The sequence below is a fragment of the Paenibacillus sp. FSL H8-0048 genome (assembly GCF_038002825.1).
Taxonomy (GTDB): domain Bacteria; phylum Bacillota; class Bacilli; order Paenibacillales; family Paenibacillaceae; genus Paenibacillus_AQ.
In genome coordinates this window covers 1100286-1126398 of record NZ_JBBODF010000001.1, presented here as the reverse complement: position 1 = coordinate 1126398, position 26113 = coordinate 1100286, and the positions used below count along the sequence as shown (strand labels likewise).

25 protein-coding genes are annotated in these 26113 nt (G+C 52.3%); 22 read left to right on the top strand and 3 right to left on the bottom strand.

Going from position 1 to position 26113, the window contains the following annotated elements:
- Positions 1 to 173: 173 nt before the first annotated feature.
- The 10 genes from NSU18_RS04900 to NSU18_RS04855 all read left to right on the top strand — a co-directional run bounded on the left by NSU18_RS04900 (position 174) and on the right by NSU18_RS04855 (position 11425).
- A complete protein-coding gene (locus tag NSU18_RS04900) occupies positions 174 to 1637 on the top strand; it encodes a circularly permuted type 2 ATP-grasp protein (protein WP_341148394.1) in 1464 nt (487 codons plus the stop codon).
- A 29-nt stretch (positions 1638 to 1666) separates the two neighbouring features.
- Positions 1667 to 2620 (top strand): alpha-E domain-containing protein, encoded by a 954-nt coding sequence (locus NSU18_RS04895; protein ID WP_341021539.1) that lies wholly within the window; start codon positions 1667 to 1669, stop codon positions 2618 to 2620.
- Positions 2617 to 3483: a transglutaminase family protein gene (locus NSU18_RS04890; RefSeq protein ID WP_341148393.1), complete on the top strand. Its 867-nt coding sequence runs from the start codon at positions 2617 to 2619 to the stop codon at positions 3481 to 3483. Before NSU18_RS04895 ends, NSU18_RS04890 begins: the two co-directional genes overlap by 4 nt.
- 204 nt (positions 3484 to 3687) lie before the next feature.
- Positions 3688 to 4497, top strand: a complete 810-nt coding sequence (locus tag NSU18_RS04885) for an SDR family oxidoreductase (protein WP_341021541.1) — start codon at positions 3688 to 3690, stop codon at positions 4495 to 4497.
- Between the two features lie 142 nt (positions 4498 to 4639).
- On the top strand, positions 4640 to 5437 hold the full coding sequence (locus NSU18_RS04880) for a DUF2087 domain-containing protein (protein WP_445321846.1): 798 nt from the start codon (positions 4640 to 4642) through the stop codon (positions 5435 to 5437).
- Between the two features lie 25 nt (positions 5438 to 5462).
- Positions 5463 to 5843 (top strand): GIY-YIG nuclease family protein, encoded by a 381-nt coding sequence (locus NSU18_RS04875; protein WP_341021546.1) that lies wholly within the window; start codon positions 5463 to 5465, stop codon positions 5841 to 5843.
- Positions 5844 to 5965: 122 nt separating this feature from the next.
- On the top strand, positions 5966 to 6376 hold the full coding sequence (locus NSU18_RS04870; protein WP_341021547.1) for a DnaJ family domain-containing protein: 411 nt from the start codon (positions 5966 to 5968) through the stop codon (positions 6374 to 6376).
- Between the two features lie 598 nt (positions 6377 to 6974).
- Entirely contained in the window at positions 6975 to 9467 is a 2493-nt protein-coding gene (gene hrpB / locus NSU18_RS04865; RefSeq protein ID WP_341021548.1) for an ATP-dependent helicase HrpB, read from the top strand.
- Positions 9468 to 9575: 108 nt separating this feature from the next.
- Positions 9576 to 10220: a general stress protein gene (locus NSU18_RS04860; RefSeq protein ID WP_076154013.1), complete on the top strand. Its 645-nt coding sequence runs from the start codon at positions 9576 to 9578 to the stop codon at positions 10218 to 10220.
- An 845-nt stretch (positions 10221 to 11065) separates the two neighbouring features.
- On the top strand, positions 11066 to 11425 hold the full coding sequence (locus NSU18_RS04855) for a helix-turn-helix transcriptional regulator (RefSeq protein ID WP_341021550.1): 360 nt from the start codon (positions 11066 to 11068) through the stop codon (positions 11423 to 11425).
- A 106-nt stretch (positions 11426 to 11531) separates the two neighbouring features.
- Here NSU18_RS04855 and NSU18_RS04850 read toward each other — a convergent pair whose 3' ends face one another.
- Positions 11532 to 12095, bottom strand: a complete 564-nt coding sequence (locus NSU18_RS04850; protein ID WP_341148392.1) for a TraR/DksA C4-type zinc finger protein — start codon at positions 12093 to 12095, stop codon at positions 11532 to 11534.
- Between the two features lie 186 nt (positions 12096 to 12281).
- Between NSU18_RS04850 and NSU18_RS04845 the strand changes: the two genes are divergently transcribed.
- From NSU18_RS04845 to NSU18_RS04820, 6 genes are all read left to right on the top strand, one after another.
- Positions 12282 to 12677: a DivIVA domain-containing protein gene (locus NSU18_RS04845; protein ID WP_341148391.1), complete on the top strand. Its 396-nt coding sequence runs from the start codon at positions 12282 to 12284 to the stop codon at positions 12675 to 12677.
- 209 nt (positions 12678 to 12886) lie between these two features.
- A complete protein-coding gene (locus tag NSU18_RS04840) occupies positions 12887 to 15481 on the top strand; it encodes a CHASE3 domain-containing protein (RefSeq protein WP_341148390.1) in 2595 nt (864 codons plus the stop codon).
- 186 nt (positions 15482 to 15667) lie between these two features.
- Positions 15668 to 16534 carry a PRD domain-containing protein gene (locus NSU18_RS04835; protein WP_341021556.1) on the top strand — a complete coding sequence of 289 codons (867 nt, stop codon included), beginning with the start codon at positions 15668 to 15670 and terminating at the stop codon, positions 16532 to 16534.
- A gap of 21 nt (positions 16535 to 16555) precedes the next feature.
- Entirely contained in the window at positions 16556 to 17074 is a 519-nt protein-coding gene (locus NSU18_RS04830; protein ID WP_341021557.1) for a PTS sugar transporter subunit IIA, read from the top strand.
- Positions 17075 to 17116: 42 nt separating this feature from the next.
- Positions 17117 to 18571 carry a PTS transporter subunit EIIC gene (locus NSU18_RS04825; protein WP_341021558.1) on the top strand — a complete coding sequence of 485 codons (1455 nt, stop codon included), beginning with the start codon at positions 17117 to 17119 and terminating at the stop codon, positions 18569 to 18571.
- Positions 18572 to 18708: 137 nt separating this feature from the next.
- Positions 18709 to 19023, top strand: a complete 315-nt coding sequence (locus tag NSU18_RS04820) for a hypothetical protein (protein WP_341021560.1) — start codon at positions 18709 to 18711, stop codon at positions 19021 to 19023.
- Between the two features lie 150 nt (positions 19024 to 19173).
- Here the strand turns inward: NSU18_RS04820 and NSU18_RS04815 are convergent, their stop codons facing one another.
- Positions 19174 to 19386, bottom strand: a complete 213-nt coding sequence (locus tag NSU18_RS04815; RefSeq protein ID WP_341148389.1) for a hypothetical protein — start codon at positions 19384 to 19386, stop codon at positions 19174 to 19176.
- Positions 19387 to 19641: 255 nt separating this feature from the next.
- On the opposite strand from NSU18_RS04815, the gene NSU18_RS04810 reads away from it, so the two are divergent.
- The 5 genes from NSU18_RS04810 to NSU18_RS04790 all read left to right on the top strand — a co-directional run bounded on the left by NSU18_RS04810 (position 19642) and on the right by NSU18_RS04790 (position 24666).
- Positions 19642 to 20904 (top strand): copper amine oxidase N-terminal domain-containing protein, encoded by a 1263-nt coding sequence (locus tag NSU18_RS04810; protein ID WP_341148388.1) that lies wholly within the window; start codon positions 19642 to 19644, stop codon positions 20902 to 20904.
- 228 nt (positions 20905 to 21132) lie between these two features.
- Positions 21133 to 21648: a sigma-70 family RNA polymerase sigma factor gene (locus tag NSU18_RS04805; RefSeq protein WP_341021566.1), complete on the top strand. Its 516-nt coding sequence runs from the start codon at positions 21133 to 21135 to the stop codon at positions 21646 to 21648.
- Between the two features lie 23 nt (positions 21649 to 21671).
- On the top strand, positions 21672 to 22799 hold the full coding sequence (locus NSU18_RS04800; protein WP_341148387.1) for a hypothetical protein: 1128 nt from the start codon (positions 21672 to 21674) through the stop codon (positions 22797 to 22799).
- On the top strand, positions 22796 to 23788 hold the full coding sequence (locus NSU18_RS04795; protein WP_341148386.1) for an ABC transporter ATP-binding protein: 993 nt from the start codon (positions 22796 to 22798) through the stop codon (positions 23786 to 23788). The genes NSU18_RS04800 and NSU18_RS04795 overlap by 4 nt, the downstream gene beginning before the upstream one ends.
- Positions 23785 to 24666, top strand: a complete 882-nt coding sequence (locus NSU18_RS04790; protein WP_341021571.1) for an ABC transporter permease — start codon at positions 23785 to 23787, stop codon at positions 24664 to 24666. The genes NSU18_RS04795 and NSU18_RS04790 overlap by 4 nt, the downstream gene beginning before the upstream one ends.
- Before the next feature lie 101 nt (positions 24667 to 24767).
- Here the strand turns inward: NSU18_RS04790 and NSU18_RS04785 are convergent, their stop codons facing one another.
- Positions 24768 to 25094, bottom strand: coding sequence for a winged helix-turn-helix transcriptional regulator (locus NSU18_RS04785; RefSeq protein ID WP_036728810.1), 327 nt, complete (start codon positions 25092 to 25094; stop codon positions 24768 to 24770).
- 232 nt (positions 25095 to 25326) lie between these two features.
- On the opposite strand from NSU18_RS04785, the gene NSU18_RS04780 reads away from it, so the two are divergent.
- The gene (locus NSU18_RS04780) at positions 25327 to 26109 is read left to right on the top strand and encodes a GTP cyclohydrolase II (protein ID WP_341021573.1); all 783 of its coding nucleotides are present in this window, start codon (positions 25327 to 25329) and stop codon (positions 26107 to 26109) included.
- Positions 26110 to 26113: the final 4 nt, after the last annotated feature.

Sequence of the window (26113 nt, the reverse complement as noted above, 5' to 3'; positions counted from 1 at the left end):
AATTCGGCAAGATGGTTCAGAAACTCCATTTTGCTGTTATATATATTGACATGAATAATATTATTTACGTATTATGAAGGTAGTAAATCATATTTTCGTGGCAAATTTCTAAATTCTGAACTTAATTGTCAAGAAACTTAACACATTATACTGATCCGAGAGGAGTCGGGCTCATGTCCAAACTAGATCCTTTGCCCGGTCTGTCTCCGTATCCGCTCCAGCATTTCTATGATGAGATGTATGCGGATGAACGGAGCGTACGGCCTCATTACAAGCATGTGAACCGCATGTTTTCCGGGATGAGCCCCGAAGAGCTGCAAGGCAAGCAGAAGCTGATGCAGCGTCGGATGATGGAAGAAGGCATTACCTTTACGCTGTATAATCCGGCACAGGATCAGCCGATGGAGCGGACGATTCCGTTCGACATGATTCCGCGCATTATCCCCAAGGGTGAATGGGAACGGCTGGAGGCGGGCATCGTGCAGCGGATTACCGCACTGAATCTGTTCATTCATGATATTTACCATGAGCAATACATCGTGAAGGACGGTATAGTACCGCGGCGGATGATCATTTCGAACTGTTATTTCCGGCCGGAAATGTCCGGACTCCGCGTACCCGGCGGTGCGTACATCACCACTTCAGGAATCGATCTGATCCGGCATCATGACGGCGAGTATTATGTGCTTGAGGATAATCTGCGCACACCCTCCGGCTTCTCGTATCTGTTCAAGGGCAGATCGCTCATGAACCAGCTGTTTCCTGAGTTGTCGTTTGCCAGCTCCATCCGCGATGTGGACCACAGCCTGAACCGTTTCCTCTCTGTGCTGCGCAGTCTGTCCCCGTCCCGGACCAAAGATCCGGTCATTGCTCTGCTGACACCGGGGGAATACAATTCGGCATATTATGAACATGCTTTTCTGGCGCAGCAGATGGGCATTCATCTCGTTGAAGGCCGCGACCTGGTCGCGCAGGACCACAAAATCTACCTGAAGGTGATGAACGGGCTGCGCAGGGTCGATGTGCTGTACCGCCGGCTGGATGATGATTTCATTGATCCGCTGGCTTTTCAGCCGAGCTCGCTGCTTGGGGTTGCAGGTCTGATGAATGCTTACCGGGCAGGAAATATAGCGATTGCCAATGCGCCGGGAACCGGGGTAGCAGATGACAAGGCCATGTATGTGTATGTACCGGACATGATCCGCTATTACCTTAATGAAGAGCCGATTCTGAGCAATGTGCCGACCTATCTGCTGTCACGGCCGCAAGAGCGCCAGTATGTGCTGGATCATCTGTCTGAAATGGTGGTGAAGGAGACATCTCTTTCCGGGGGCTACGGCATGCTGATCGGAAGTGAGGCCACGAAGGAGGAACTTATAGACTTCCGGCTCAAAATACTGGCCGAACCGGAGCGTTATATCGCTCAGCCGATTATGTCGCTGTCCCGTGCGCCAGTCTTGGCAGAAGGCAGTATGGCTCCGCGGCATATCGATCTGAGAGCATTTGTGCTGATGGGGGCTGACCGCAAGCCGCATGTCATACCAGGAGGGCTGACCCGGGTGGCGATGCGTGAAGGCTCGCTGGTCGTGAATTCCTCTCAAGGGGGCGGAGTAAAGGATACCTGGGTAATGGCCTAGAGACTATCTATGGTAAAGGGGTGGCTAGAATGCTGAATCGCAATGCAGAGGCTTTATTCTGGATCGGCCGGTATATTGAACGGGCTGAGAATCACGCCCGGCTGATCGACGTACATTACCATATCCAGCAGGAAGAGGATTTCCAGGAAGAGGGCCATAAGTGGTCGCGCCTGATTGACGCGCTTGGGGTGCGAAGCGAGTATCTGCGTCAGTTTGAGAGCTTCAACGAGCAGGATGTATTGTCCTTCATCACACTAGATATGGGGAATACCAACTCTCTATTCTCCTGTGTGCATCAGGCAAGGAACAATCTGCGCACCCTGCGCCAGCATCTGCCGAGTGAGCTGTGGGATATTGTCAACGGCTTCAACCTGTGGCTCGGGGAGCAGTCGGTAGCGGATATCATGCGCGGTCCCCATCCATTCTATCAGCAGGTCAAGGAACGGGCGGCGATGTTCCTCGGTGCGGAGCAATCGGTGATGCTGCGGGGCAATGAATGGCATTTCATCGAGAGCGGCCGGTTTCTGGAGCGGGCAGAGAACACAACGCGTATTCTGCAGACTGTCACGGTATCCTGCAGATCAAAGGATATCAGCTCTATCTATACCCAGCTTCAGGCTGTGTTGAAATCGGTGAGCGGCTACCAGTCCTTCCGCCGGTATTATGCCGATGATATGTCGCCGGAGTGCATTCTGGAATTCCTGATCGTCAACCCGCTGTTCCCCCGTTCGATCCGCTTCTCGTTCCACAAGCTGGAGGAGCATCTGGCCAAGCTGGAGCTGGACACAGCAGAGAAGGGCTCGGGGCATGAGAAGGTGATCCGGCAGGCGGGTAAGATCAAGGCGGAGCTGGATTATATGGAGAAGGATGAGATGTCCGGGGACCTGGCCCTGGATGTGCTGGATGCACTCATGATATCCTGTCAGAGGCTCGGCAGAACGATGGACGGTGCTTTTTTTCGCCGTGAAGGAGTCTCGGTATGAAAATACAAATTCATCACACAACCACCTACAGCTATCCCGAGCCGGTGACGGACAGTGTCAATGAGATCCGGCTGACGCCGCGCACAAACTACCGGCAATCCTGTTATCATCATGAAGTAGAGGTGCATCCGGCGGCCAACCTGCTGACCTATGAGGATTTCTTCGGCAACCGGGTCCATGCCTATTCGGTCAATAAGCCGCACACGGAGATGGTGATTCACACCAAAGCGACCGTGGTCACGCTCGACAAGGCGCAGGGCACGGATCTGCCGCATATTCCGCTGGAGGAGCAGGTGAAGCTGCTGAATGACGAGAAGTTTCAGAACCGGTATATAGAGTTTATTCTGCCTACCCGGTACACCGAGGTGACGCCGGAGCTGGTGGAATTCGCGTCGCAGCATCCTTTTGAGGACGCCGAGGATATGTATGAATGGACCCGGAAGCTGTCGTCCACGATCTATGAGCAGTTTACGTACGATCCTGAGGCGACCAGCGTCAATACAACGGTAAAAAGAGCGCTGATGCTCAAACGCGGAGTCTGCCAGGACTATGCGCATCTGATGATTGCGGTCTGCCGCAGCGTCGGCTTGCCCTCGCGTTATGTGAGCGGGTACCATTTTGTCGGGGATCTGCAGGGGGGCAATGCGAACTTCGAACAGGCCTCCCATGCTTGGGTGGAGACACATATTCCGGGTACAGGCTGGCTGGGCTTCGATCCGACCAATAATGTTGAAGTGAACTGGCGTTACATCAAGCTGGGGCATGGACGTGATTATAAGGATATTGTTCCGGTCAAAGGTGTATACCGCGGAGCAGCAGGCACGCTTACCGTTAAGGTGGATGTACGGCAGCTGGAGAATTGAATGCGTAGAGGAGACCCCGCAGATGTGGGGTCTTTGCTGTTGCAGGTAAGCTGCAATCTATGCCCGGTTAGCAGATGTGCTGTGCATGTTGCACAAGGTTTGTGCAATTTTTTGCATAATATGATTATAATCAAGCGCCAATTGGGTAATCTTGAAACAGAGCCATTACAAGCTGAATGGTATTCACGGAAGGAGAGTGTACATATGAGCCCCAATATAGCTAAGAAGCAGCGTTTTCAGGGGAAAACAGCCATCATTACAGGTGCGGGCTCGGGAATCGGCAGAGCGGCAGCGATCCAGCTGGCACGTGAAGGCGCGAATGTAGCCTTGTTCGATTTGGTGAACGAACGTACCTCTGTCCTGGAACAGAAGCTGAACAAGCTGCGCAAGGACTGTGCTTTAGCCATTGATGTGGATACTTCGGATGCCGGCCGGATGGAGGAAGCGGTACGCAGAACCGTGGAGCATTTCGGAGGTCTGGATATTGTGTTCGCCAATGCAGGCATTAACGGAGTGGTCGGGCCGATTGAGGAGCTGAGCGTAGATGATTGGGAGAAAACCCTGTCGGTCAACCTCACAGGTACCTTCCTGACGCTGAAATACAGCATTCCCCACCTGAAGGAGAAGGGTAAAGGAAGCATTATTATTACCAGCTCGATTAACGGCAACAGCAGATTTACCAGCTTTGGCTGGTCACCATATAGTACCACTAAGGCCGGTCAGGTCGCTTTTGCCAAGATGGCTGCACTGGAGCTGGCCAAGTTCAAAATCCGCGTGAATGTCATTTGCCCGGGAGCGATTGCCACGAATATCGACGAGAGCACGGAGTGGAACGATGATGTGGAATCGATTGTCATTCCAATTGAATTCCCTGAAGGAGCACAGCCGCTTGCAGACGGACCGGGCAAGCCGGAGAATGTCGCCGATCTGGTCGCCTTCCTGGCCTCGGATGAATCCATTCATATTACCGGCTCGCAGATTGTGATTGACGGTGCGGAGTCGCTGCTGTCTTAGGCATTTTCTGCCGACCGTTTCTGCTATGAGACACTGCCAACATTGGCGGTGTCTTTATTTTGCCGTAAATAATCTAATTAGATACTTGTAAAATAACAAACGAAATGTTAACATGTCTGTATTAAAGCAAACGAAAGGCGTGATGGTCCAGTTGGTTAAGGAGAATGAGGTGGTGCGGATATCGGAGAAATTCTGGAATGCATCGATTGCAGAATTGAAGCAGGGCTATAATGCGGAGACGGAAGAGCGGACGGAAAAATATTATTGTCTGGTCTGCGGTGCTGCCTTCGAGAAGGGCTTGATCTATAAGGATGGCGTGCAGTATTACGAAGCGGAGAAGTTCGCAGCTCAGCACGTAGACAGGGTTCATGGCGGGATGTTCAACTGGCTGCTGACACTGGACAAGAAGCTGAGCGGGTTGACCGAATTGCAAAAGGGGCTGCTGCAGGCCTTCCGCCAAAGTCTTAGCGATGCAGAAGCAGCCAAGGAGCTGGGAATCGGCAGCACCTCTACGGTGCGTAACCACCGGTTCACGCTTCGCGAGAAGGTGAAGCAGGCCAAGCTGTTTTTGGCGGTTATGGAGCTGGCGGAGGAGAAGCCGGGAGCATCATCGCCTTTTGTGAGTATTCCGCGTACGGCTGTGATGGTCGATGAACGGTTCGCGATTACCGAGCAGGAGAACGCCGAGATTCTGGGCAACTATTTCAAACAAGGGCCGGACGGCCCGTTGTCAGAGTTCCCTAAGCGGCAGAAGCGGAAAGCGGCTATTCTGCGCCATTTGCTGCAGCGTTTTGAGACCGGGCGCAGGTACAGTGAGAAGGAAATCAATGCGGTGCTTGAAGCGGCTTACCCCGATTACGTGACGCTCCGGCGGTATCTGATTGATTACGGGCTGCTGTCCCGTGAAGAAGACGGAAGCAGCTACTGGGTGAATTTATAACGGAGAGAAGAAAGGGAGAGAAGAAATGACAGATAAAACCAGACGCAAGGAACTGGGATATAATTATGCACACTCGCACAGGCCGATGGGGGTATACCGGATTGTGAACACCGGCAATGACAAAATGTATGTGGGAAGCAGCCTGAATCTGGACGGTGTCTGGAATAAGCATAAGTTCATGCTGGATATCAAAGGCCATGACAACAAGGCGCTGCAGGAAGACTGGAATGAACGTGGTGAAGCGGGCTTCCGCTTCGAGGTGCTGGAGCAGATTAAGCCGGAGGAGGATTTCGTGGCGGATGTGCAGGAGCTGAAGAAATACCGCAAGATGCTGCCGGAGATGGAGAGTAAATGGCTGGAGCAGCTGTCTCCTTACGGGGAGCGCGGCTATCATAAGCAGAAGTAGAGAATAGGTGGAGATGGAAGGAATTTCATAAGCGGCTGTGGTAAAATGAGGGCAAAGCGGCGGTAAATAAGCCGGATGTAATTAGAAGAGGTGCTCAGCTGCTGATGAAAGGTGCGGTGTGTATGGCTATATTGTCTTGGCTTGCAGAACAGAGAATTCAGGAAGCAATGCGCAGCGGAGAGTTCGCCAATCTGCCGGGGCATGGCAAGCCGCTTGCGTTGGAGGATCTCTCCGGCGTACCGGAGGAATTGCGGATGTCCTACAAGATTATGAAGAATGCCGGGCTGCTGCCGGAGGAAGTGACACTGCGGGCAGAGTGCGTAACGCTCGAAGAGCTGCTGGTGGCTTGCCACCGCAGCGGCAACAGTACTGCTGAGGAACGCAAGGAGCTGGAGGGCAAGCTCTCCCTGAAGCGGCTGCGTCTTCAGATGCTTTTGCAGCAGCGGGGTCTGGAAGGCAATGCTGCATATGCGGATTATGGGGACGCGATCGGGCAGCGGCTGGCCGGGGTGGAACGGGATGGCAGGGAGTAGTTATTGATATGGCAGGGCGACTGGGCGGATGGAAGATAGATGAATAGTGAAAAGATAAGTTAAATAGTTGAATGGATAGATAGGCGAGTTAGTGAATAGGCGAACAGATGGGTAGACGAGTATTGAAGTAAGTATGAGGCCTCCGGTTCATGGAACCGGGGGTTTTTGTGCAAATAGAAGAATTTGTATGTTGCACACGATAACTTATATCCTTCTATTTCTCGCTGAAACGGTACCGTCCTTTAACAGGACGGCAAAACCGTTTCCACTTGGAAGATTAGTTGGGAGGGGGGAATAGGTGGATTTCCTCCACTTGCTGATGAGCGGATTGGCGTTTCGGGAACAGTAATTGGAAAAAGGGAACTTAAATTATCACAGGTTTCTTTTAATGGTCAACCTAACAGCAATAGTTGTCCTTTTTCCACTTGTTTGCCTCTAACTCATACGAAATCAACAAACTAAACTACATTTTTCCACTTATTGTTGAAGACTAAATCCTCGCACAGCAGTAACGAACCGCTTGATATCTGGAAAGAATTCGCCGATGATAGGGAGATGGAGATTTAATTTAACTTTTAGCAGATGATGGAGAGATGAAATGAAGCAGCTTCCGATTATACAGGTGCTCCCTGACCTGAAAAGAATTCTGACAGACCGTGCAGCGGCGGTTCTGATTGCTGAGCCTGGAGCGGGGAAGACAACGGCGGTGCCGCCTGCTTTTTTGGAGGAGCGCTGGCTGGCCGGTAAAACTATCCTGATGCTGGAGCCCAGACGCCTGGCCGCCCGTTCGGCCGCAGCTTATATGGCTGCTTGTCTGGGAGAGAGTGTGGGTCAGACCGTAGGCTACCGTATGCGGATGGATACCAAGGTGGGGCGGAATACCCGCATTGTTGTAGTTACGGAAGGTGTGCTGACGAGAATGCTCCAGAGCGATCCTTCGCTGGGGGATGTGGGGCTTGTGATCTTCGATGAGTTCCATGAGCGCAGTCTGCATGCAGATCTTGGACTGGCACTCGCGCTTGAAGCGCAGAGTGTGCTGCGCGAGGATCTGCGCATTCTGGTGATGTCGGCGACGCTGGACGGAGACCGCGTAGCTTCTCTGCTGGGTGAAGCGCCAGTTGTACGCTGCCCTGGCCGCACCTATCCTGTGGATACAATCTATATGCCGGAGGCAAGTAATGCGGGTCCTGAGAAATCGGCAGCCGCCGCTGTCCGCCGGGCGCTCGCTGAGCAGCCGGGGGATGTGCTTGTTTTTCTGCCTGGTGAGCGGGAGATCCGCCGGACGGAGCAGGAGCTGGCGTCAGGAGGTCTGCCGCCAGGAACGGTAGTGCGGCCGCTCTATGGCCAGTTGCTGCAGCCGCAGCAGGATGCCGCGGTGGCTCCTGCGGTGGATGGTGAGCGAAAGGTCGTGCTGGCGACTTCGATTGCCGAGACGAGTCTGACAATCGAAGGGGTACGCACGGTGATTGACACAGGGCTTCGCCGGACGCAGGTGTTCTCTGCGCGTACTGGCATGCCGCGTTTGACGACGGTGCCGGTCTCGAAGGCATCGGCCGATCAGCGGCGCGGCCGGGCAGGCCGCACAGCACCGGGCGTCTGCTACAGGCTGTGGAGCCGGGAGGCTCATGATCAGCTGCCGGACGATAGCGTTCCGGAGATCATGGAGACCGACCTGGCGCAGCTCGCCCTGGAGCTGGCGCTATGGGGCGTGCGCGATCCGGGAGCGCTCGCCTGGCTGGACGCGCCGCCTGCCGCGCCTTACGCGCAGGCCACGGCGCTCTTGCGCCAGCTCGGCGCGCTGGACGCCGGCGGCGCCATTACGTCGCACGGCCGCAGCATGGCCGTGCTTGGCGCGCACCCGCGCATCGCGCATATGCTGCTGCGCGCGGCAGACCTTGCAGCCGCGCCGCTCGCCGCCAGGCTCGCTGCGCTGCTGCAGGAGCGGGACCTCTTCCGGGGTCCCGCGGCTCTAGATAGCGACCTCACGCTGCGCGTGGAGGCGCTGCTCGGGTTCGAGCGCTCCGCCGGTAACGGCGGAGCGGACCTGGCGGCCTTGCGCGCGGTGCAGCGCGAGAGCCGCAGCTTCCTGGCGCAGCTGCAGGCAGCGCCGGGCGAAGGGCCAGGCGACATCAGCCGCAGCGGCCTGCTGCTGTCGTTCGCCTATCCCGACCGGATCGGGCAGGGACGCGGCAATGGCGTGTTCCTGCTGTCCGGCGGCCGGGGGGCGGCCATGCGCGAGGGGCAGCCGCTGGCGCGCTCGCCCTACATCGTGGCACCCGGCGTGGATGACCGTGCCGGGCAGAGCCGGATTATGCTTGCCGCAGCGCTCTCCGAGCAGGACCTGCTGAAGCATCATGCGGACAGCCTTCTGGAGGAGCGCGAAGTCTACTGGGACAGTGAGAGCGGAAGCGTGAAGGCGCGAAGAGTGACCCGGCTGGGGGCGCTCATTCTGAAGCAGACGACCCATGAGCGCGCTACTCCCGAGGAGACAGAGAGCGTATTGCTGAAGGTGATCGCGGCGGAAGGGCTACAGCTGCTGCCATGGGAAAAAAGCACCACTCAGCTGCGGCAGCGGATGGAATTCATGCACTCGCTGCGGGCCGATTGGCCCGATATGTCGGATGAAGCGCTCACGGATACATTGGAGGAGTGGCTGGCACCCTTTATACAAGGGATGCGGAATCTCCGTGATTTGCAGCGGGTGAAACTGGCGCAGGCGCTGGAGGGGATGCTGGATTGGAACAGCCGCCAGCAGCTGAACAAGGAGGCGCCAACACATATTACGGTACCGAGCGGTTCGCGGGTTCCCTTGGATTACAGCAATCCGGGAGCGCCGGTACTGGCAGTCAGACTGCAGGAGATGTTCGGGCAGACGGATACTCCGAGGATCGGTGGAGGGAAGGTGCCGGTGCTGCTTCACCTGCTGTCTCCGGCGAGAAGGCCGATGCAGATTACCTCAGATCTGGCGAGCTTCTGGCAGAACACCTATTTCGAGGTGAAAAAAGATCTGAAAGGCCGTTATCCCAAGCACTACTGGCCGGATAATCCGCTGGAGGCAGTACCCACCAACCGTACGCGTCCTACCAGATAGAATAAGTAGGTTATCAGATATAAATTCATCCGGTGAAGCTTTTCCTGTTTGGGCACTGCGTGAACGGGTAATAGAGTAGCGAACAACAATTACGAAGGAGGGCTTCAAGTGACAGAGAAAATTATTGGTGTATTCGATACGGAACAAGAAGCAACCAGAGCAATTGAAAGTTTGCAGAGTCAAGGGTTCACAAACGATGAGATTTCAGTAATAACGAAGGATCGAGATGACCTGAAACACATCTCCGAAGATACAGGAACAATGGCGCCGGAAGGCGTTGCCACAGGTGCGGCCACCGGCGGCGTAGTGGGCGGAATTACCGGACTGTTGGCCGGGATCGGTGCGCTGGCTATTCCGGGAATTGGTCCAATCCTTGCCGCAGGCCCAATCGCAGCTACATTAACAGGGGCTGCCATCGGAGTAGGGGCAGGCGGTCTGGTGGGAGGATTAATCGGACTCGGCATTCCCGAGGATGAGGCCAGAGATTATGAAGGCTACATCGACAGCGGCAAAATCCTCGTCCTCGTCGATGACAACGGCCGCGGAAGAGATATCCATACCGTGTTCCGGGGTAACCGTTCACTCAACTCGGGCCGGTACGACAGCCTGTACCCGGAGGATACGCTGGCAGATCGCGGAGCAACGAATCCGGATCTGGTCCCTAGAGACACCACGGTTGGCAATACCTTGGGCAACAGGGGCGCGATGAATGCAGACCGTGACCCGGACCTCTACAACCGTGACAAAATCTAATGATATAGCGGAGTAGTATCCCGCTAATATAGCAACCTCTAAGAACTGCCTGCGGGACAACCCCCAGGCAGTTCTTTTTGCGGCTTGGATCGTGTTCCTACATTATAATATGACATAAGGGAATGGACACATACAGCCGCTTATTATTTAAATTCAACATATGAAAAATTCACAATACTCCCCACCCCCCCAACCCTACCCCTAAGCCACCCGACCTGCCCAGATCCTGCATAGATCTAGCATACATCCATAAAGCGAGACAGAGGACAGCCTGGAGGCTACGAACCGTTATAGTGCGGGGAATAGTTGGATTTTCAACACTTACTGATGAGCTTTACTCATTATCATCAGCAATAATTGGAAAAAAGACACTTAAAAAACCGCAATACCCCAACTTATAGGCAAACGGGCAAATTAGCTACCTTTTTTCCACTTGCTGCCGTTTAATGCTCGAAGTTTGATGAAATTAGATACGTTTTTCCATTAAAAATATTATTTCATCATATGAAAAATTCATAATAGAAGTTCAAAATCAAAATAGCTACCCCTATCCACGCCGCCTAATCCCATACCAACCAATTACTTATCTACTTCAAAACAGAAAAAGTGAAAGATCAGCCATTATCGACAAATAGGCAACTTGCTATAGGCAACTGCTAAATGACAAATGTCTCATTTCCTTGATCGGCGACAGTACTCCCCCAGTATCCTCCCCAATTTTAAATAACTTGTTGTGAAAGCTGGGAAATAGAGTTTATACTAGAGTAATAGTGGAAATTGCCAAGCGGCAACAGTTTTTTTCTGCTATATGATGTCAAACAAAAAAACACCCCGGGAGGTGTCTTATGGCGTTTATGATTGCCCAGCGGGCGTTTATAAAGGTATACCTGATTACCATGGTGGAGCAGCACAAGGGGTATGGTTATCAGATGCTTGAGGATTTACGCAGAGATTTCAAAGCTCATGGCTATTCGCCTCCCCAAAGTGAAATTTACCGCGCCCTGCATGAGCTGGTACAGCAAGGGATATTGTACCGCACCAAGCAGCTCAAGGGGAGCGATCCGAAGGTCGATTTTCAGGAAATTGTCCTGTATCATTTCACTTCGGACGGGGAGGAGAAAGCCAAGCTGTATAAGAAGCAAGTGAAGGCTGACCTGGACCGGTGTCTTGGAATTCTCAATAAGGCAGTAGCAGACAATTACTGATAGGAGATCCGCGAGCTGCTCGCTCATGCCTATCGATCTGGCCAAGATCCGGCGGACTCAACTAAATCAGTCTATCCACGAGCCTCGTAAGCTATGAACTGCCGGATCAGGTATCCTCATCTTCAGAATCCTGGCCCGGCGGGGTCACAGGCGAGCTTGCGCTGCCATAATCCTCCACGGCTTCCCAGGCACCGGCGTCGTCGAACCGTCCGCTATTCTGCTGGCGTCCTTCGCCTGCACCGGAGGGCGGGGGAGTCATGACCTCTTCTTCCACAGGACGTGCGTCAGTGTCACTGCTGGTTGGGGCATGCTCCACGGTATAACGGGTGTAGGGGATGGCCTCAAGCCGTTCATAAGGAATCTCTTGCTTGCTGGCCTCGCAAATGCCGTACGTTCCGTTATCCATCCGCGCAAGAGCAGCCTCGACCTCCGTTAATTCTTCGGATAGCGAGGTGTTGATGGACAGATCGCGGCTGCGTTCAAATGTCTCCGTGCCTGTATCGGCGGGATGATTATCGACAGAAGAGAGCTCGCCCGTAGAGAGAATAAGGGAATCACCAAGCAGGCTGTCTTCAGCACCGTTGCCGGAGAAATGCTGCTCCAGCTCTGCCTTGCGTCCCTCAAGGGCGGCCCGGAGTGTAATTAATTGGTCTTTGGTTAAGTGGCTCATGTGTCATCTTCCTTTCAGCTTGATTAGTAGTTACACTGTTGTAATCTTTCCTTACCCTAATGTGTTATAGAGCAATCAGCGACATCTCTATGCTGAATTGTAACTTTAGTGATATTTTCAGGCTGCTTTCACCCTGTTATAATAATTACTGCCGGATGAAAGCAGCATACACTTGGAGGTTATGAAATGGACGAACATATGAAACGGCGGCTGGATAAGCAGAGAAAGCTGTTCAGCCAGCTCGGTATTACCCTTGATGCACTTACCATTCATGAGAAGGAATTCAGTATGAAGCTTCGCGGCTATGATGCCGAGGAGGTAGATACGTTCCTTGACAGCGTAATTAAGGATTATGAACGGTTCTATGCCACCATAGCCGATCTGATGGATAAGTGGCAGGAGCAGCAGATTGAGATGAAAGAGCTGAAGGCAGAAGTGAAAACCTCAGCCACTCCGGCCCCAGTACCGATTATTAAGGGGATCGATCCTCAGGATCTGGAGGATATCATCATCAAGCTGGAAGCCAATGTGCGTCAGCTCAAGGACAGATTGCCTATGCCCCGCACGGAGGGGTATTTGTAAGCCCTGTGCAGCCACAGCATGAGAGACAACAATATGCAGCATAAGTATAACTCTGGACGGGGGTTGGACCATTGCCGGAGAAGCATGCGTGGAGCTTGAAGATCCGCGGCAAAATCGCAATAGGATATGTCATCATACTATTAATGCTAGGGCTATTTCTGATTATAGTCTCTGGCCGGATTAACAGCCTGGAGAAAGAAACCGTGTTCTTGAGCGATCATGATATAGAAGTTCATGAACTTACATATCAAATTGAGAAAAATGTACTCGATATGGAGACCGGACAGCGGGGATACGTGCTTACTGATGATGAGTCTTACCTGGCACCGTATAATGACGGTCTGGTGCAGTGGAGGATTAATGCAGCGAAGCTGAATAATCTCATTGCTGATAACCCGAATCAGGTGCGGAATCTGGACACGATTACGGATAATATCGAGAAGTGGGTCGATGTCGCCGGGCAGCATGTGGTTGAACTGAAGAAGAATGGCCATACGGAGGCGGTTAACGCTTTTTTCCGTAACGATACGGGGAAAAGTCTGGTCGACACGATTCGCTCCCAGTCTGACTACTTTCGTGATATTGAACGAACTCTCACGAATGACCGGATCAGCAATCTGAAGGACAGTAACCATAAACTGCTGATTACTATGTATATATTATGGGGATTGGTAGTTGTACTGGCGCTGCTCATTACTTATCTGCTCTCAGCCAGTATCGTGAATCCTCTGCACAGCGTTATACAGGCCATTAACAGTATTGCCTCCGGCGGTAACCGCTCAGAGCGTATTAAGGTGAAGACGCTGGATGAAATCTATGATTTGGGTGAAGCGACCAACGGGCTGCTGGATAATGTGCAGCGGGAGCAGTGGATGAGCGAACAGCTTACCTCGATGTCGATTGCCCTGCAAGAGACCGTTGATATGCCTTCGCTGTGCAGAATTTTTGTCAGCCGCTTGTCAGTTATGCTGGAAATGCAGTATGCCACTATATACGTCGTGAATGATGAAGAACTGTTCGAGCGCATCTATTCCTACGCAGGATCAGAGAATAAGGAAGAGAGCATCGGGCCGGAGGTTATTCAGCCGGGAGTAGGCTTGGCGGGCCAGTGTGCGCTGGATCAGCGGATGAATGTGATCGAGCAATTGCCTGATGACTATATTTACATTAACTCTGCGCTGGGCAGAACGCCGCCGAAGTTTGCGGTCATTGCTCCGATTATTTTTGAGAATAAGACTGTTGCTGTACTGGAGATTGCTGCACTGACGCGTTGGGCGCCATATCATTTCGGACTGCTGAAGGAATTGCTGGACATGATGGGGGTTACCGTGAATTCGGTGAAGACCCGGATGGAGATCCAGAGGCTGCTGCATGAATCGCAGGTGATGAACGAAGAGCTTCAGGTTCAATCGGAGGAGCTTCAGACCCAGTCCGAGGAGATGCAGATGCAGACGGAGGAGCTTCAGAGTCAGACCAGCGAGCTGCTCACCGTGAACAAGGAGCTTGAGAATCAGAAACATGTAGCCGAGAATGCAGCGATCGAGCTGGAGCGGTACAATGAACAGCTGGAGCAGAGCTCGCGCTACAAGTCTGAGTTCCTGGCCAATATGTCACATGAGCTGCGTACACCGCTGAACAGTATGCTGATTCTCTCGCAGCTCCTGACGGAGAACCGCAATCATACCTTAAATGAGGAAGAACTGGGTTATGCCTCGGTCATCTACAATTCAGGCAGTGATTTGCTCAATATGATTAACGATATTCTGGATCTCTCCAAGGTGGAAGCCGGCAAAATGCTGGTGGAAATGGATGCCGTTAATCTCACCGAGCTGCCCTCACTGCTGCAGGGTTATTTCGGCAAGCTTGCCGAAGCGCAGAATGTAGAGTTTAACGTGACCTTGAACCCGGAGGTTCCGGATCTGTTCTTCACCGATGAGATGCGTCTGCATCAGATTCTGCGGAATCTGCTGTCTAATGCCTTCAAATTCACTGAGCAGGGCTCTGTTAACGTGGAGATTGCCAAGCTGACGGCGTATTCGGATCAGCATTACATAACAGAGGGGCCGGTGCTGGCCTTCGCTGTGCAGGATACTGGAATCGGAATCTCTAAGGAGAACCGTGAGCTGATCTTCGAAGCCTTCCGTCAAGTGGACGGAACGACAGCCCGTAAATTCGGGGGAACCGGTCTGGGCTTATCCATCTCCCAGCAATTGGCTCAGCTTCTGGGCGGACACATCAGCCTGGAGAGCGAAGAGGGCAAGGGCAGTACATTCACCTTGTATCTCCCTTGCCGTGAACTGGTCAGTGAAGAAGAACTGTTCCATCCGGCGGAGCTGGCTCAGACTGCAGCCGGGGAGGAGCATTCCTGGCCCCCTCCTGATGAAGGGCAGCCGGGTAATACCCAGGACTCCCTGTTCGAGAAGGAATATGCCATACTTCAAGGCAAAACTGTCCTGATTGTCGATGATGATATGCGCAATATTTATGCCTTGCAGAAGGGTCTGGAGCCTTACGGAATGATCATCATGACCGCTCAGACGGGATATGAATGTCTTCAAGTAGTTAGAGAGCAGCCGGAGGTGGATATCGTACTCCTGGATATTATGATGCCGGTTCTGGATGGTTATGACACGCTGTCTATTATCCGCGAGGAGATGCATCTCACCGACCTCCCGATCATTGCGGTCTCTGCCAAGACAATGAAGGAAGACCGTGAGCGCTGCCTGGCCGCCGGAGCCACTGATTTCATCAGCAAGCCGGTACTGATGCAGGACGTCATTACACGAATGTGCCGGTACATTTGACTTTTCCAAAAACCCATTGACGGGAATACAAGGTATGCTTTATGATGGGTTCATAAATGATCATTTATATGCAGTGGCGTGTTACCTTAACAGGGCATGAGCCAAGATTCGTACTCAACACTTTGAGTCCAGTCTTGGCTCTTTTTTGTGCAAAAAATCAGGCAATGGGCGGAAAGGAGGGGGAACTTGGCGAGGGACACTGAACAATTTCAGGTGCTGCGGGTGATTGGAAATAATGTCGTAATGGTAGAGGGCGGCAAGAAGAGCAAGGAATATGTAATCATTGGCAAGGGCATCGGGTTTGCGCTTAAGGATACAGGTGTTATTGATTCGGATGATCCCCGGATTGAGAAGCTGTTTCGGCTGGAGGACCGGGAGGAATGGAGTCAGTATCAGATTCTGCTGGAGGACATTGATCCCAAGGTCATGAAGATCACAGATGAGATTATCTCTGATATCGCCCGTGAGTTTCCCGGCAAGTTAAACGACAAGATCTATTTGGCGCTCCCCAGCCATATCCAATTCACCATCTTCCGCTTGCGCAGCGGGATGGACATTGTGAATCCATTCCTGGAGGAGACCCGGATGACGTTCCCCAAGGAATTTGAGATCGCTTCCAAGGCGGCTGAGAAGATCAGCGAAGGCTTTGAAGTACAGATTCCTGAAGACGAGGTCGGTTTCCTTACTTACCACGTCTACTCTGCGGTCAGCAATGTGCCGGTGGGCCAGCTTGTGAAGGCCTCCAATCTTGTCAGCGAGCTGATGGAGATGATCCGCAGTGAACGCAAGATCCGCTTTGAGCAGGGGAGTATGAATCATGTCCGGCTGATGGTCCACTTGAGATTCTCGATTGAACGGATTCTGCAGGGTTCGCTCATCGACAATCCTTTTGTAAAGCATATCAAGAAGGAATTCAAGGATGAATACAAGCTAGCTCACAGGATGGGCACATTCATGCAGGTCAAGCTTAGTGTAGACGTACCCGAAGAAGAAATCTGCTTCCTGGCTATGCATCTGCACCGGCTGTTCCAGACCCTAGAGAAGAATAAATAGCAGCGGCAAGGAGTGAATTTTATGTTTTCGAGATGGAAAGCTAAAAAAGAAGAGAAACCTACTGAGACGGTAACCCGCCTAGAGATATACGCTCCGGTCAGCGGACAGTCCGTACCGTTAACGGAAGTGCCGGATGAGACCTTTGCTGGTGGGCATATGGGCCAAGGCATTGCCATAGAACCTATAGAGGGACGTTTAACGGCCCCTTTTGACGGAAAAATTGCGCATGTGGTCAAAACTAATCACGCTCTAATCCTGGAGCATGCCTCCGGGTTACAGCTGCTGATGCACATCGGAATTGATACGGTCAGCTTGCGGGGCGAAGGCTTCATCAGCCATATTGCCACCGGAGATGAAGTGCAGGCAGGGCAGACGCTGATCGAATTCGATCTGGAGGCGATCCGGGCTGCGGGATACCGTACCATTACTCCAGTGATAGTAACTGGTAACGGGGAGGAAACCCCGGAGGTGAATTGTCATTACGGCCAGGTTACGGCAGGAACGAGCAGTATTCTTACAACAACAGCTTCACAGCCTTAGAACATACACGTAATAATATGAAACCAGGGGGATGATTTCATTATGTTGGCTTTTCTACAGAAGTTAGGGAAATCTCTGATGCTTCCAGTGGCAACTTTACCGGCGGCAGCGATTCTGCAAGGGTTCGGACTGATTAATTATGAGAAGGATTTCCATCTGGGCAGTACCGTGGGCGGATTTCTCAACCAGTATGTGGCTCCTTTTCTGAATGCGGGTGCGGGCGCGATATTCGGTAATCTGGCGCTGATTTTTGCAATTGGGGTAGCGATCGGGTTCGCAGGCGATGCGGTTGCCGCGCTGTCTGCCCTCATTGCTTATCAGGTGCTGGACAGTATTCTCAAGGTGCTCCCAGCTCAAATGCCGTTCATCGCCGATGATGTGAAGCTGAATATGGGCGTGCTGGGCGGGATTTTTGCCGGAGCCTGGGCCGCTTACCTCTACAAGAAATATCATAATATTAAAATGCCGGACTGGCTCGGCTTCTTCGCAGGCAAACGCTTCGTACCCATTATCACAGCTATCACTACCATGATTCTCGCAGTGCTGATCGGTATGATCTGGAGCCCGATTCAGGATGTCATCAGTGACTTCGGTACCTGGGTTGTCGGTCTCGGCGGGGCAGGTGCATTTGTATTCGGGACGGCTAACCGTCTGCTGCTCCCGTTCGGCCTGCATCATGTCATCAACGCCATCGCCTGGTTCCAGCTCGGTGATTTCACGAACGCTGCCGGGGATATTGTTCACGGAGATCTGACACGCTTCTTCGCCGGAGATAAAACTGCGGGAATGTTCATGACAGGCTTCTTCCCGATTATGATGTTCGCTATGCCGGGTGCAGCCCTGGCGTTCATTCACACAGCCAAACCGGAGAAACGCAAAATGGTCGCGTCCATCTTCATCGGATCGGCAATTGCTTCCTTCCTGACAGGGATCACGGAGCCGCTGGAATTCTCCTTCATGTTCCTTGCACCGCTGCTGTATCTGGTACACGCCTTACTGACCGGTTTTGCCGGATTCCTGATGTATGTGCTGGATGTGAAGCTCGGGTTCGGATTCTCTGCCGGGCTCATTGACTATCTGCTTAACATGAAGCAGTCCACCAATGCGTGGGTGCTGATTCCGGTCGGGCTTGGCTTCTTCGTCCTCTACTATCTGTTGTTCCGGTTCATTATCGTCAAGTTCAACCTCAAAACCCCTGGACGCGAGGATGAGATGGAAGAGGACCTGATTGATCTGTCCAAGAGCGCAGCAACGGTGCCGTCCTCTTCCAGAGCCGCCAAGATTCTGGAGAACATCGGTGGTCCTGGGAACATCCGCAGCATCGATGCCTGTATCACCCGCTTGCGCCTTAATGTAAATGATGACAAGGCGGTTAAAGACTCCGCGCTTAAGCAGCTCGGTGCTTCCGGTGTGATGCGGCTTGGACAGGGTGCGGTACAGATTGTGTTCGGACCGCAATCAGAGCAGCTCAAGGATGATATCAAGAAGCTGATGTAGCTTGAAGAATATCAGCAGAGCAGAATAGCGTTTCCAGACAGGCATCCTTGACGGGTGTCTGTTTTTTGCAGCAGGCTATTGCAATATATACAATACCGAGTATAATACTTGGTATAAAGAAAAAGGAGTCGGTACCTTTGTCAATAGATGATTATCTGGATTTGCTGAATTATGCCAAGGCAATTAACGATGAACAGTGGCAGGCTGATCTCCTGGAGAAATTGAAGAACTATGAGAAGCTTGCCGAAGAAAAGAAACAAGTGGATAGTGTGAGAGCGCTATGGACGCGGTTCGATGATATTAACGTATTGCTGATGCAATTATTCGATAAGCTGAGAGAGCAAGAGGATACACCGGATAGCAGTCTGTGGAAAGAGCAGATTTGGGAGCTGAAGATGGAGCGGATTCACGTGGCCAAGCAGCTTCAAGCGCGGTATATCAAGAGTAGATAAAGAAGAAATAATCGGAGATATGATTAGGTAGAGATAGAGATAATATAATGAAAGAAAATGGCATGCAGTTAGTCTGCTCAGCCATGAAATGCACATTGAAGAGTGAATTTCGCAGATTCACTTTCAGGCTTGTCGTCGTGTGCTTGGACTTTACTTGGACATTTCCATTCCATTACGCATCATAGTCATACACATAGTCATCATTTCGTCGCACTGCTGCATTTGAGTCATCATCTTATCCATATCCATGTTCATCATGCCCATTTCGGTCATGGTTTCCATGCACATCTTCATGTTCTTCATCTTGCACATCATGTCTTCCATACACATGTTCATCATCATTTCCATAGATTTCTGTTCCATCACTAGCTCCACCTTTCAATTTATAATAGCTTACACCTAATAAACTACTATATTTTGTTGGTGAGTTCAACCTTTTTATGGATATTCAGCAGCTATCAGCCCTACCGCTTGCGGTAGGGCTATTTCTGTGAAGTCTAGAAGTCATAGGATTGACATTTGATTGAAAAATTCTGTTTGAACGGGGGCCATACCGGTTATAAACTTAAAAATCTGTTTGTTCTGGGGAAAGGGTGGGTATGGGTGAGAAAAAGGCGAATGACCGGACCTGTGATCTGGCGCGTGTGGACGGCAGTCTTATGGCTGGGAGTAGCCGTGGCACTGGGTATAGTGGACCACGCGGAAGCTTCGCCGGCAGCGGGCAAAACGATCGAGGTCAATCTGGACGATAAACCGTTGTCTTTTGAGAAGCCTCCATTGCTGGATAAAGGGACAACAATGGTTCCGTTCCGTCCGCTGTTCGAGGCGATGGGTCTTAAGGTAGGCTGGAATCCCGCACAGCAGACGGTAACCGGTACGAAAGAAGGCCTGACCATAGTAATGAAGATAGGCAGCAAGACGGCTACTGTCAATGGCACCAGTGTTCAACTTTTGCAAGCGCCAACAATCCTAGACAGCTACACCATGGTCCCGCTCCGCTTCGTCGGGGAGTCCACTCAGGCACTGGTGGCATGGAACCCGTATAAGCCGCAGATTCTCGTCTACACCGACCCTTATCTGGCGGCGAACGGCCTGACCAAAGCAACGGCGAAGGCGGCAGTTGACAAGCAAATTGCCGAATTCAAAAAAGTATATGACGAGCAGATCGCCAGCCAGCCGCCACAGCCTAAGCCGCCGGCTCCAGGGACTGTCCCGAATGCTCCGGCCGGAGACGGTTCCTACAAGCCAGCTGCTTCGGACCAGGTAAATCTGAGCAATCTGCAGGGAATGTACTACGGCTTCAGCCCGGACTACGACGGGTTTGAATGCGGCGGGATGTGCTGGAATATCATCAGCTTCCTGCCGGGTAATAAAGTGGTTGTGGATGCTCCAAAGCAAGGCGGACCGGAGACAATCAACTGCTCGCGTGACGGCTGCCAGACTTACACGATACAAAGCGGTAAGCTGAAGCTAAGTAACGGGGACAGCTATGATATTGCGGTCAAATCCGGCAAGCTGCATATTGACGATATTGAGCTCAGCCGGGTCAAGACGGTCAAGAACGGGCTGACCCTAAGCGGCACTTATGTTCACCGCGGCTTCCAAGGGCTGGCCGGGATATCAGCCGGATCGACCTCCTGGACACGGACGCTAGTGCTGAATAGCAATGGTACCTTCACCAGCGATAACCTGATGCTGGGTACCGTCCAGGGCGGGGCACCTACAACAGGCGGGGCAGGAGGCTCAGACAGCGGTTCCTACAAGATAAGCGGCAATACCATCGTATTCGCTTTTGGCAACGGCAAAGTATCCAGCTCTCTATTCTTCCAGCATGATGACGGCAGCATCCAGGTTGGCGACGAGAATTATGACAAGGAATAGTCAGGAATGGAATAGCAAGACGCAAACGGTCCCCGGGATTTAACCGGAGGACCATTTTTTGTGGATGAGGCTTAGAGCAGCGCCCGGAGTGGATGTATGCGGGCCAACCGGCCTGCCGTATAATTAGAAGATCAGCATTGCTGGAGAGAAATCTTGAGGCAAGGTGATACAAATCCGCCGTAGCCTCCGTCTTACTTATAGCTGCAGCGGATAAGGAGGATTTACCTAATGAATATTCCGGAATCAGACCCATACAAAATAATCTTTTATGAGCATTACCCGAGTGTGCGGCGTAAGCTGGCGGCACTGGTGCGGGACGAGAGTGCTGCCGATGATCTGGCACAGGAGGTTTTTATCAGACTCTACAGAAATCCGCCGGATGATCCGGCGGCTCTGGGGGCGTGGCTGCACAGAGTGCTTACGCGGATCGGATATGATTATCTGAACCAGCGGGTGAGAGAGCGGCGTCTGATCGACAAGCAGGAACTGTTATATGATGCGGGGGCTTCTGCTCCTACAGGGGAAGAAGTGGTCCTCAGCAAGCTGGATCAGGAGGATGTACGGAGCTGGCTCGAGGATCTTCCTCAGCGGGACCGGCAGGCCTTACTGCTTAAGTATTCGGGCTACAGCTACGCAGAGATCGCAGTGGAACTGGGCGTGAGGCCGCCGGTGGTTGGAACCCTGTTAAGCCGGGCGACAGCCAAACTGAAACATCATGCCGTGAAGTCCATTCCGCAAGAATAATGAGATCCGGGAGGAAAGAAACCATGAATAGATCAAACGGGCAGGTACAGCCCCAGAGCACAGATGAAGCCTGGGCTAAATTACAGAAGAAGCTGGGAGATGAGCCGGTCAATCCGGTGTGGGCTACTTGGGGCAAGCAAGAGACCCTTCTAGAGGAACAGACGGCCAAGACTGATAGATCAGATAGAACAGAATTGGCAGCAGAGGAAGTGCTTCCGGCAGCAACGGCGGATAACCTTGCAGCAGCGGAGCCAGTACAGAATACAGGGCGGAAGTCACGCCGGCCTATGATGAGCCGTAGCCGCAAGTGGGCCGCAGCGGCAGCAGGCGTAGCGATTTTTGCAGCAATTCTGGCTACTCCGGTAGGGAATACAGCCATGGCAGCCCTGCTGAACCAGTTCAAGATGCAGGAGGCTACTGTAGTTGAAGAAGGTGATCTGCGGGATATGTTCTATCAGATCACAGAGAATGGCACTGGCAATATTGAGCAATCCCTTGAGGCCTTCGGTGATGTCTCCATCACTAATGGTGAGATGAAGGAGAATGTTCCGCTCAAGGATATCCAAGGCCTGCTGGGCTACGGGCCGCTGAAGGGGTCCGTTATGGATTCAGTCAAGTTTGTCCGGGTAAGCGGCTCCCATGATATCACACTGAACCTGAAGGTGGAGGAAGTGAACAAGGCACTGAAACGCCTGGGCTCGGACAATCTGCTGCCTGCATCTGTAGACGGCAAGCCGATTACGCTTCATATCCCTGAGCAGGTGAATTACGATCTGGGCAGCGATCAGCACTGGGGAGCCTTATCGCAGATGAACACGCCTGTCGTTACTGTGGATCCTTCTGTGGATCTGGACGAAGCGGTTGATGCCGTTGTGAACTTCCCGCTGATTCCCGACAATCTGCGAAGCAGTCTGCAGAAGAGCCGGATCTTGTCCGGAGATCTGCCGATGCCGCTGGTTAAGGGCAGTCATGATGAACAGATTACGGTGGCCGGTACGCCGGTGATACTTACTGAAAATAAGTACAGTAACACTAACAATTATACGGCTGTCTGGGTTCAAAGGGGGCAGTTTCTGCAGTTTTACGGCGGAGATATCTATCCTGAGCGCGAGCAGTTCATTCAGAAGGTACAGGAGTTGATCACACAATGAGCAGTATCCCTGCGATTGATGCGAACGCCTTGACCAAAGCTTATCCGAACGGGCGCGGTTGCCGGGATGTTACTCTGACTGTGGGGAAAGGGGAAGCCTTCGGCTTCCTCGGCCCCAATGGTGCCGGCAAGAGTACTTTTGTCAAAATGCTGGTCGGACTCATCTCGCCAACAGGCGGCCATGCCTCCATCCTGGGACATCCGCTGGGCTCTATGGAAGCCAAAATGAAGATTGGCTACCTGCCGGAGCTGTACCGCTATCAGGACTGGCTGACCGGTGAAGAGGTGGTCAGGCTTCATGCCAAGCTGTGCCGGATTCCGAAGTCCGTCATAGATCAGAGAATTCCGCAGCTCCTGCAGGAGGTAGGCATCGGGCTGCGCGGGAGAGACCGGGTCAAGCATTATTCCAAGGGAATGCAGCAGCGGCTGGGTCTTGCATGTGCATTGGTGAATGACCCGGAGATTCTGTTCCTGGATGAACCCTCCTCAGCCCTTGATCCTATCGGGAGAATGGAAGTGCGGAAGATTCTGCAGAAGCTGAAGGAACGGGGAATAACTATTTTTCTCAACTCTCATTTACTTGAGGATGTTGAAGTGCTGTGCGACCGGATGGCTCTGCTGAGTAACGGAGCGGTCCTGCGGCACGGCAAAGTAGCGGAGATGCTGAATAAACGGACAAGCTGGCATTTCAAAGTGGGCGGATATACGCCTTTTTTGCTGTCCTGGCTAAATGAGCATACAGGGTTATCCATCCGGCAATCAGTGCCTGCTGCGGGTAAATCTGGCTATGATCCGGCACAAGAGGAGTCAGATTCAAGTGTCGTGTGGCTGGAGGCGGAGCTGGATCATGAGGAACAGGCTGGCTGGCTGAACGGGCTGATGGTGGAGCAGGGGATGACGCTGTACCAGGTGAACCGCCAGTCTGAACGGCTGGAGGACTGGTTCATGGATGCGGTAGCCGGGCTCAGTCATAGGGGGGAGAAGGAATGAGAACCATACTGGCAATGACCTGGAAAGAAATGCTGCGCAAAAAAGTGATGCTGCTAACCCTGCTGCTGACCCTGGTGTTCCTGATTGCCTTCTGGTTCGTGGCGGATACCGTGGGAACAAACGATCCGGGGGCCGGAACTCTGGGGAATGGCAGCGGGTTATTCATGCAGTTCATGAACGGCGCTTTTATTCTGAGTCTGGGCTTCTTCTTCGGCGCGTTCGTTATAGCCTTTCTGGCGATCTTCAGCTCCTTCTCGGTGATTGCCGGTGAAGCAGAGCAGGGGGTCATGCAGGCTCTGTTGCCCCGGCCGCTGCCTCGCTGGAAATGGTATCTTGGCCGCTGGCTGGGCTTCGTCACGCTGGGAACGATCTATGCCCTCATTCTGTTCACTGCCATTCTGCTGATTACAAGTGCCCACGCGAACGTTCCCAGAGATACGGTCGTGCTTGCGAAGTCATTTCTGTTGTTCGCCTCTGTAGTTCCCTTGTTAATCTCTGTATCCATGCTGGGTTCAGGACTATTCTCCGCGCTTGGCAACGGTGTGTTCATGACGATGCTCTACGGGGCAGGATTTCTTGGGGGGATGGTGGATAAGCTTAGCGGGTCGCTGAGACTTGCGGAGGATGGACTGAAGGTGCTGAATAATCTGACGGGAATGATCTCGATGATTATGCCCGCAGATACCCTGCAGCGCCGAATGACTGTTGAGCTGTTCAGCTTGAAGGATATGAATGGCCTGGTATCGATGGATAGCGGGGCGCTTACTCTGCTGAATTTCAATTCGTTCCCGTCTAATAGCTTTGTCGTATACGCTGTAATCTACACTGTGGTTATCTTTGGGCTGGGACTGCTGTGCTTTCAGCGTAAGGATCTGTAGGAATCAGCCATGCTTACTATTTTTAAAAAACAAACAAAGCAGCGCCCCGAAGGTTCCTGTTCAGGAGCTTCAAGGGCGCTGCTTCGCGTGCCGTGCGGGAATCATTTGGTCACGCCGATCTCGATCCAATCCGTAGACCAGTTACCGATCTCTCCAAGAATGGGGGCAAGGGCCGTACCTTTATCGGTTAACGAATACTCAATTCGTACGGGCATCTCAGGATATACAGTACGCTGTATGATCCCTTCCGTCTCCATTTCCTTCAACCGGTCAGACAAGACCTTGCCGCTAAGGTTGGACAAGCAATGCTCAATTTCTCCGAACCGCCGCGGACCATCCATCAGGACGAATACGATCAGGGCGACCCACCGCTTACTCAGTACATCCACGGCTTTCTCAAACCGGGGGCACATCTCAAAATCATTCATAAGGATCACCTCAGCATTCATTATATCATAAACTTACAATAAGTAATTATAAATATTTAAATATATATTATAACTTGACGAAGTTATATTACAATGATAAACTAACTTACAAATAGTTACTATGAAGAAAGTTAAATATCAAAATTTAAAACGAAGTGTATTCTTTTCGCAGTAAGTTTGCGAATTGGAGTCGAGAAAGCTTATACTATCAAACTTTTAGGACGGTGCTCTAATGATCAACCCAAATATCCTTTCTATACTACAGAACAAAATCAGCCGGATTCCTATGGAAAACTCCACGAATATATTGGTCGGACCTATAACTCTGCCTGTTAATCTGGATGGGGAGACCATCACCTTCAAATGGTACAGCTGGCTGAACGTGACGGACGAAGAGCTTCAGCGCGCTGAAGGCAAGGAGGCTACCGAGCTGCTCATCAGCCGTTTATCCTCAATGAAGCTTGCGGATGGACAGCAGTCCAGTGTTCTGGTCTACGGAGATTTCGAGCATTCCGAGGAAGCGCTGATCCGGATGCACAGCATTTGCCACACCGGGGACATCTTTGGCAGCAAGCGCTGCGATTGCGGGTTCCAGCTGCACCAGTCGATGAAGATGATTGCCCAGCATGGCGCCGGAGCACTCTTTTATCTGGCGAATCATGAAGGAAGAGGGATTGGCCTGTTCAGCAAAGCAATGGCATATCTGCTCCAGGAAGAAGGGTATGATACTGTGGAGGCCAATCTGGAGCTTGGATTCGCCGATGATTCCAGAGATTACACCGATGCGATCAGCGTGCTTCAACACCTGCGCAGCCATCCGGTGACATTGATTACCAACAATCCGAAGAAGCTGGAAGCGCTGCGGGCTGCCGGAATGAACACGGTGAAGCGGGTGCCGCTATGGGGTGACGTATCGGTCTTCAATGAGAAGTATCTGCGGACCAAGGTGGCCCGTTCCGGACATCTGGAGGCTGTGCCGGGTGCGGAGTTTTTTGAGGGAAGAGTAGCTAAATAAGCAA

Excerpts from the sequence above, each read along its gene's own strand:
- NSU18_RS04900 (WP_341148394.1), top strand. The coding sequence starts at position 174 with ATGTCCAAACTAGATCCTTTGCCCGGTCTGTCTCCGTATCCGCTCCAG.
- NSU18_RS04895 (WP_341021539.1), top strand. The coding sequence starts at position 1,667 with ATGCTGAATCGCAATGCAGAGGCTTTATTCTGGATCGGCCGGTATATT.
- NSU18_RS04890 (WP_341148393.1), top strand. The coding sequence starts at position 2,617 with ATGAAAATACAAATTCATCACACAACCACCTACAGCTATCCCGAGCCG.
- NSU18_RS04885 (WP_341021541.1), top strand. The coding sequence starts at position 3,688 with ATGAGCCCCAATATAGCTAAGAAGCAGCGTTTTCAGGGGAAAACAGCC.
- NSU18_RS04880 (WP_445321846.1), top strand. The coding sequence starts at position 4,640 with ATGGTCCAGTTGGTTAAGGAGAATGAGGTGGTGCGGATATCGGAGAAA.
- NSU18_RS04875 (WP_341021546.1), top strand. The coding sequence starts at position 5,463 with ATGACAGATAAAACCAGACGCAAGGAACTGGGATATAATTATGCACAC.
- NSU18_RS04870 (WP_341021547.1), top strand. The coding sequence starts at position 5,966 with ATGGCTATATTGTCTTGGCTTGCAGAACAGAGAATTCAGGAAGCAATG.
- hrpB (WP_341021548.1), top strand. The coding sequence starts at position 6,975 with ATGAAGCAGCTTCCGATTATACAGGTGCTCCCTGACCTGAAAAGAATT.
- NSU18_RS04855 (WP_341021550.1), top strand. The coding sequence starts at position 11,066 with ATGGCGTTTATGATTGCCCAGCGGGCGTTTATAAAGGTATACCTGATT.
- NSU18_RS04850 (WP_341148392.1), bottom strand. The coding sequence starts at position 12,095 with ATGAGCCACTTAACCAAAGACCAATTAATTACACTCCGGGCCGCCCTT.
- NSU18_RS04845 (WP_341148391.1), top strand. The coding sequence starts at position 12,282 with ATGGACGAACATATGAAACGGCGGCTGGATAAGCAGAGAAAGCTGTTC.
- NSU18_RS04830 (WP_341021557.1), top strand. The coding sequence starts at position 16,556 with ATGTTTTCGAGATGGAAAGCTAAAAAAGAAGAGAAACCTACTGAGACG.
- NSU18_RS04825 (WP_341021558.1), top strand. The coding sequence starts at position 17,117 with ATGTTGGCTTTTCTACAGAAGTTAGGGAAATCTCTGATGCTTCCAGTG.
- NSU18_RS04815 (WP_341148389.1), bottom strand. The coding sequence starts at position 19,386 with ATGGAACAGAAATCTATGGAAATGATGATGAACATGTGTATGGAAGAC.
- NSU18_RS04810 (WP_341148388.1), top strand. The coding sequence starts at position 19,642 with ATGACCGGACCTGTGATCTGGCGCGTGTGGACGGCAGTCTTATGGCTG.
- NSU18_RS04805 (WP_341021566.1), top strand. The coding sequence starts at position 21,133 with ATGAATATTCCGGAATCAGACCCATACAAAATAATCTTTTATGAGCAT.
- NSU18_RS04800 (WP_341148387.1), top strand. The coding sequence starts at position 21,672 with ATGAATAGATCAAACGGGCAGGTACAGCCCCAGAGCACAGATGAAGCC.
- NSU18_RS04795 (WP_341148386.1), top strand. The coding sequence starts at position 22,796 with ATGAGCAGTATCCCTGCGATTGATGCGAACGCCTTGACCAAAGCTTAT.
- NSU18_RS04790 (WP_341021571.1), top strand. The coding sequence starts at position 23,785 with ATGAGAACCATACTGGCAATGACCTGGAAAGAAATGCTGCGCAAAAAA.
- NSU18_RS04785 (WP_036728810.1), bottom strand. The coding sequence starts at position 25,094 with ATGAATGATTTTGAGATGTGCCCCCGGTTTGAGAAAGCCGTGGATGTA.
- NSU18_RS04780 (WP_341021573.1), top strand. The coding sequence starts at position 25,327 with ATGATCAACCCAAATATCCTTTCTATACTACAGAACAAAATCAGCCGG.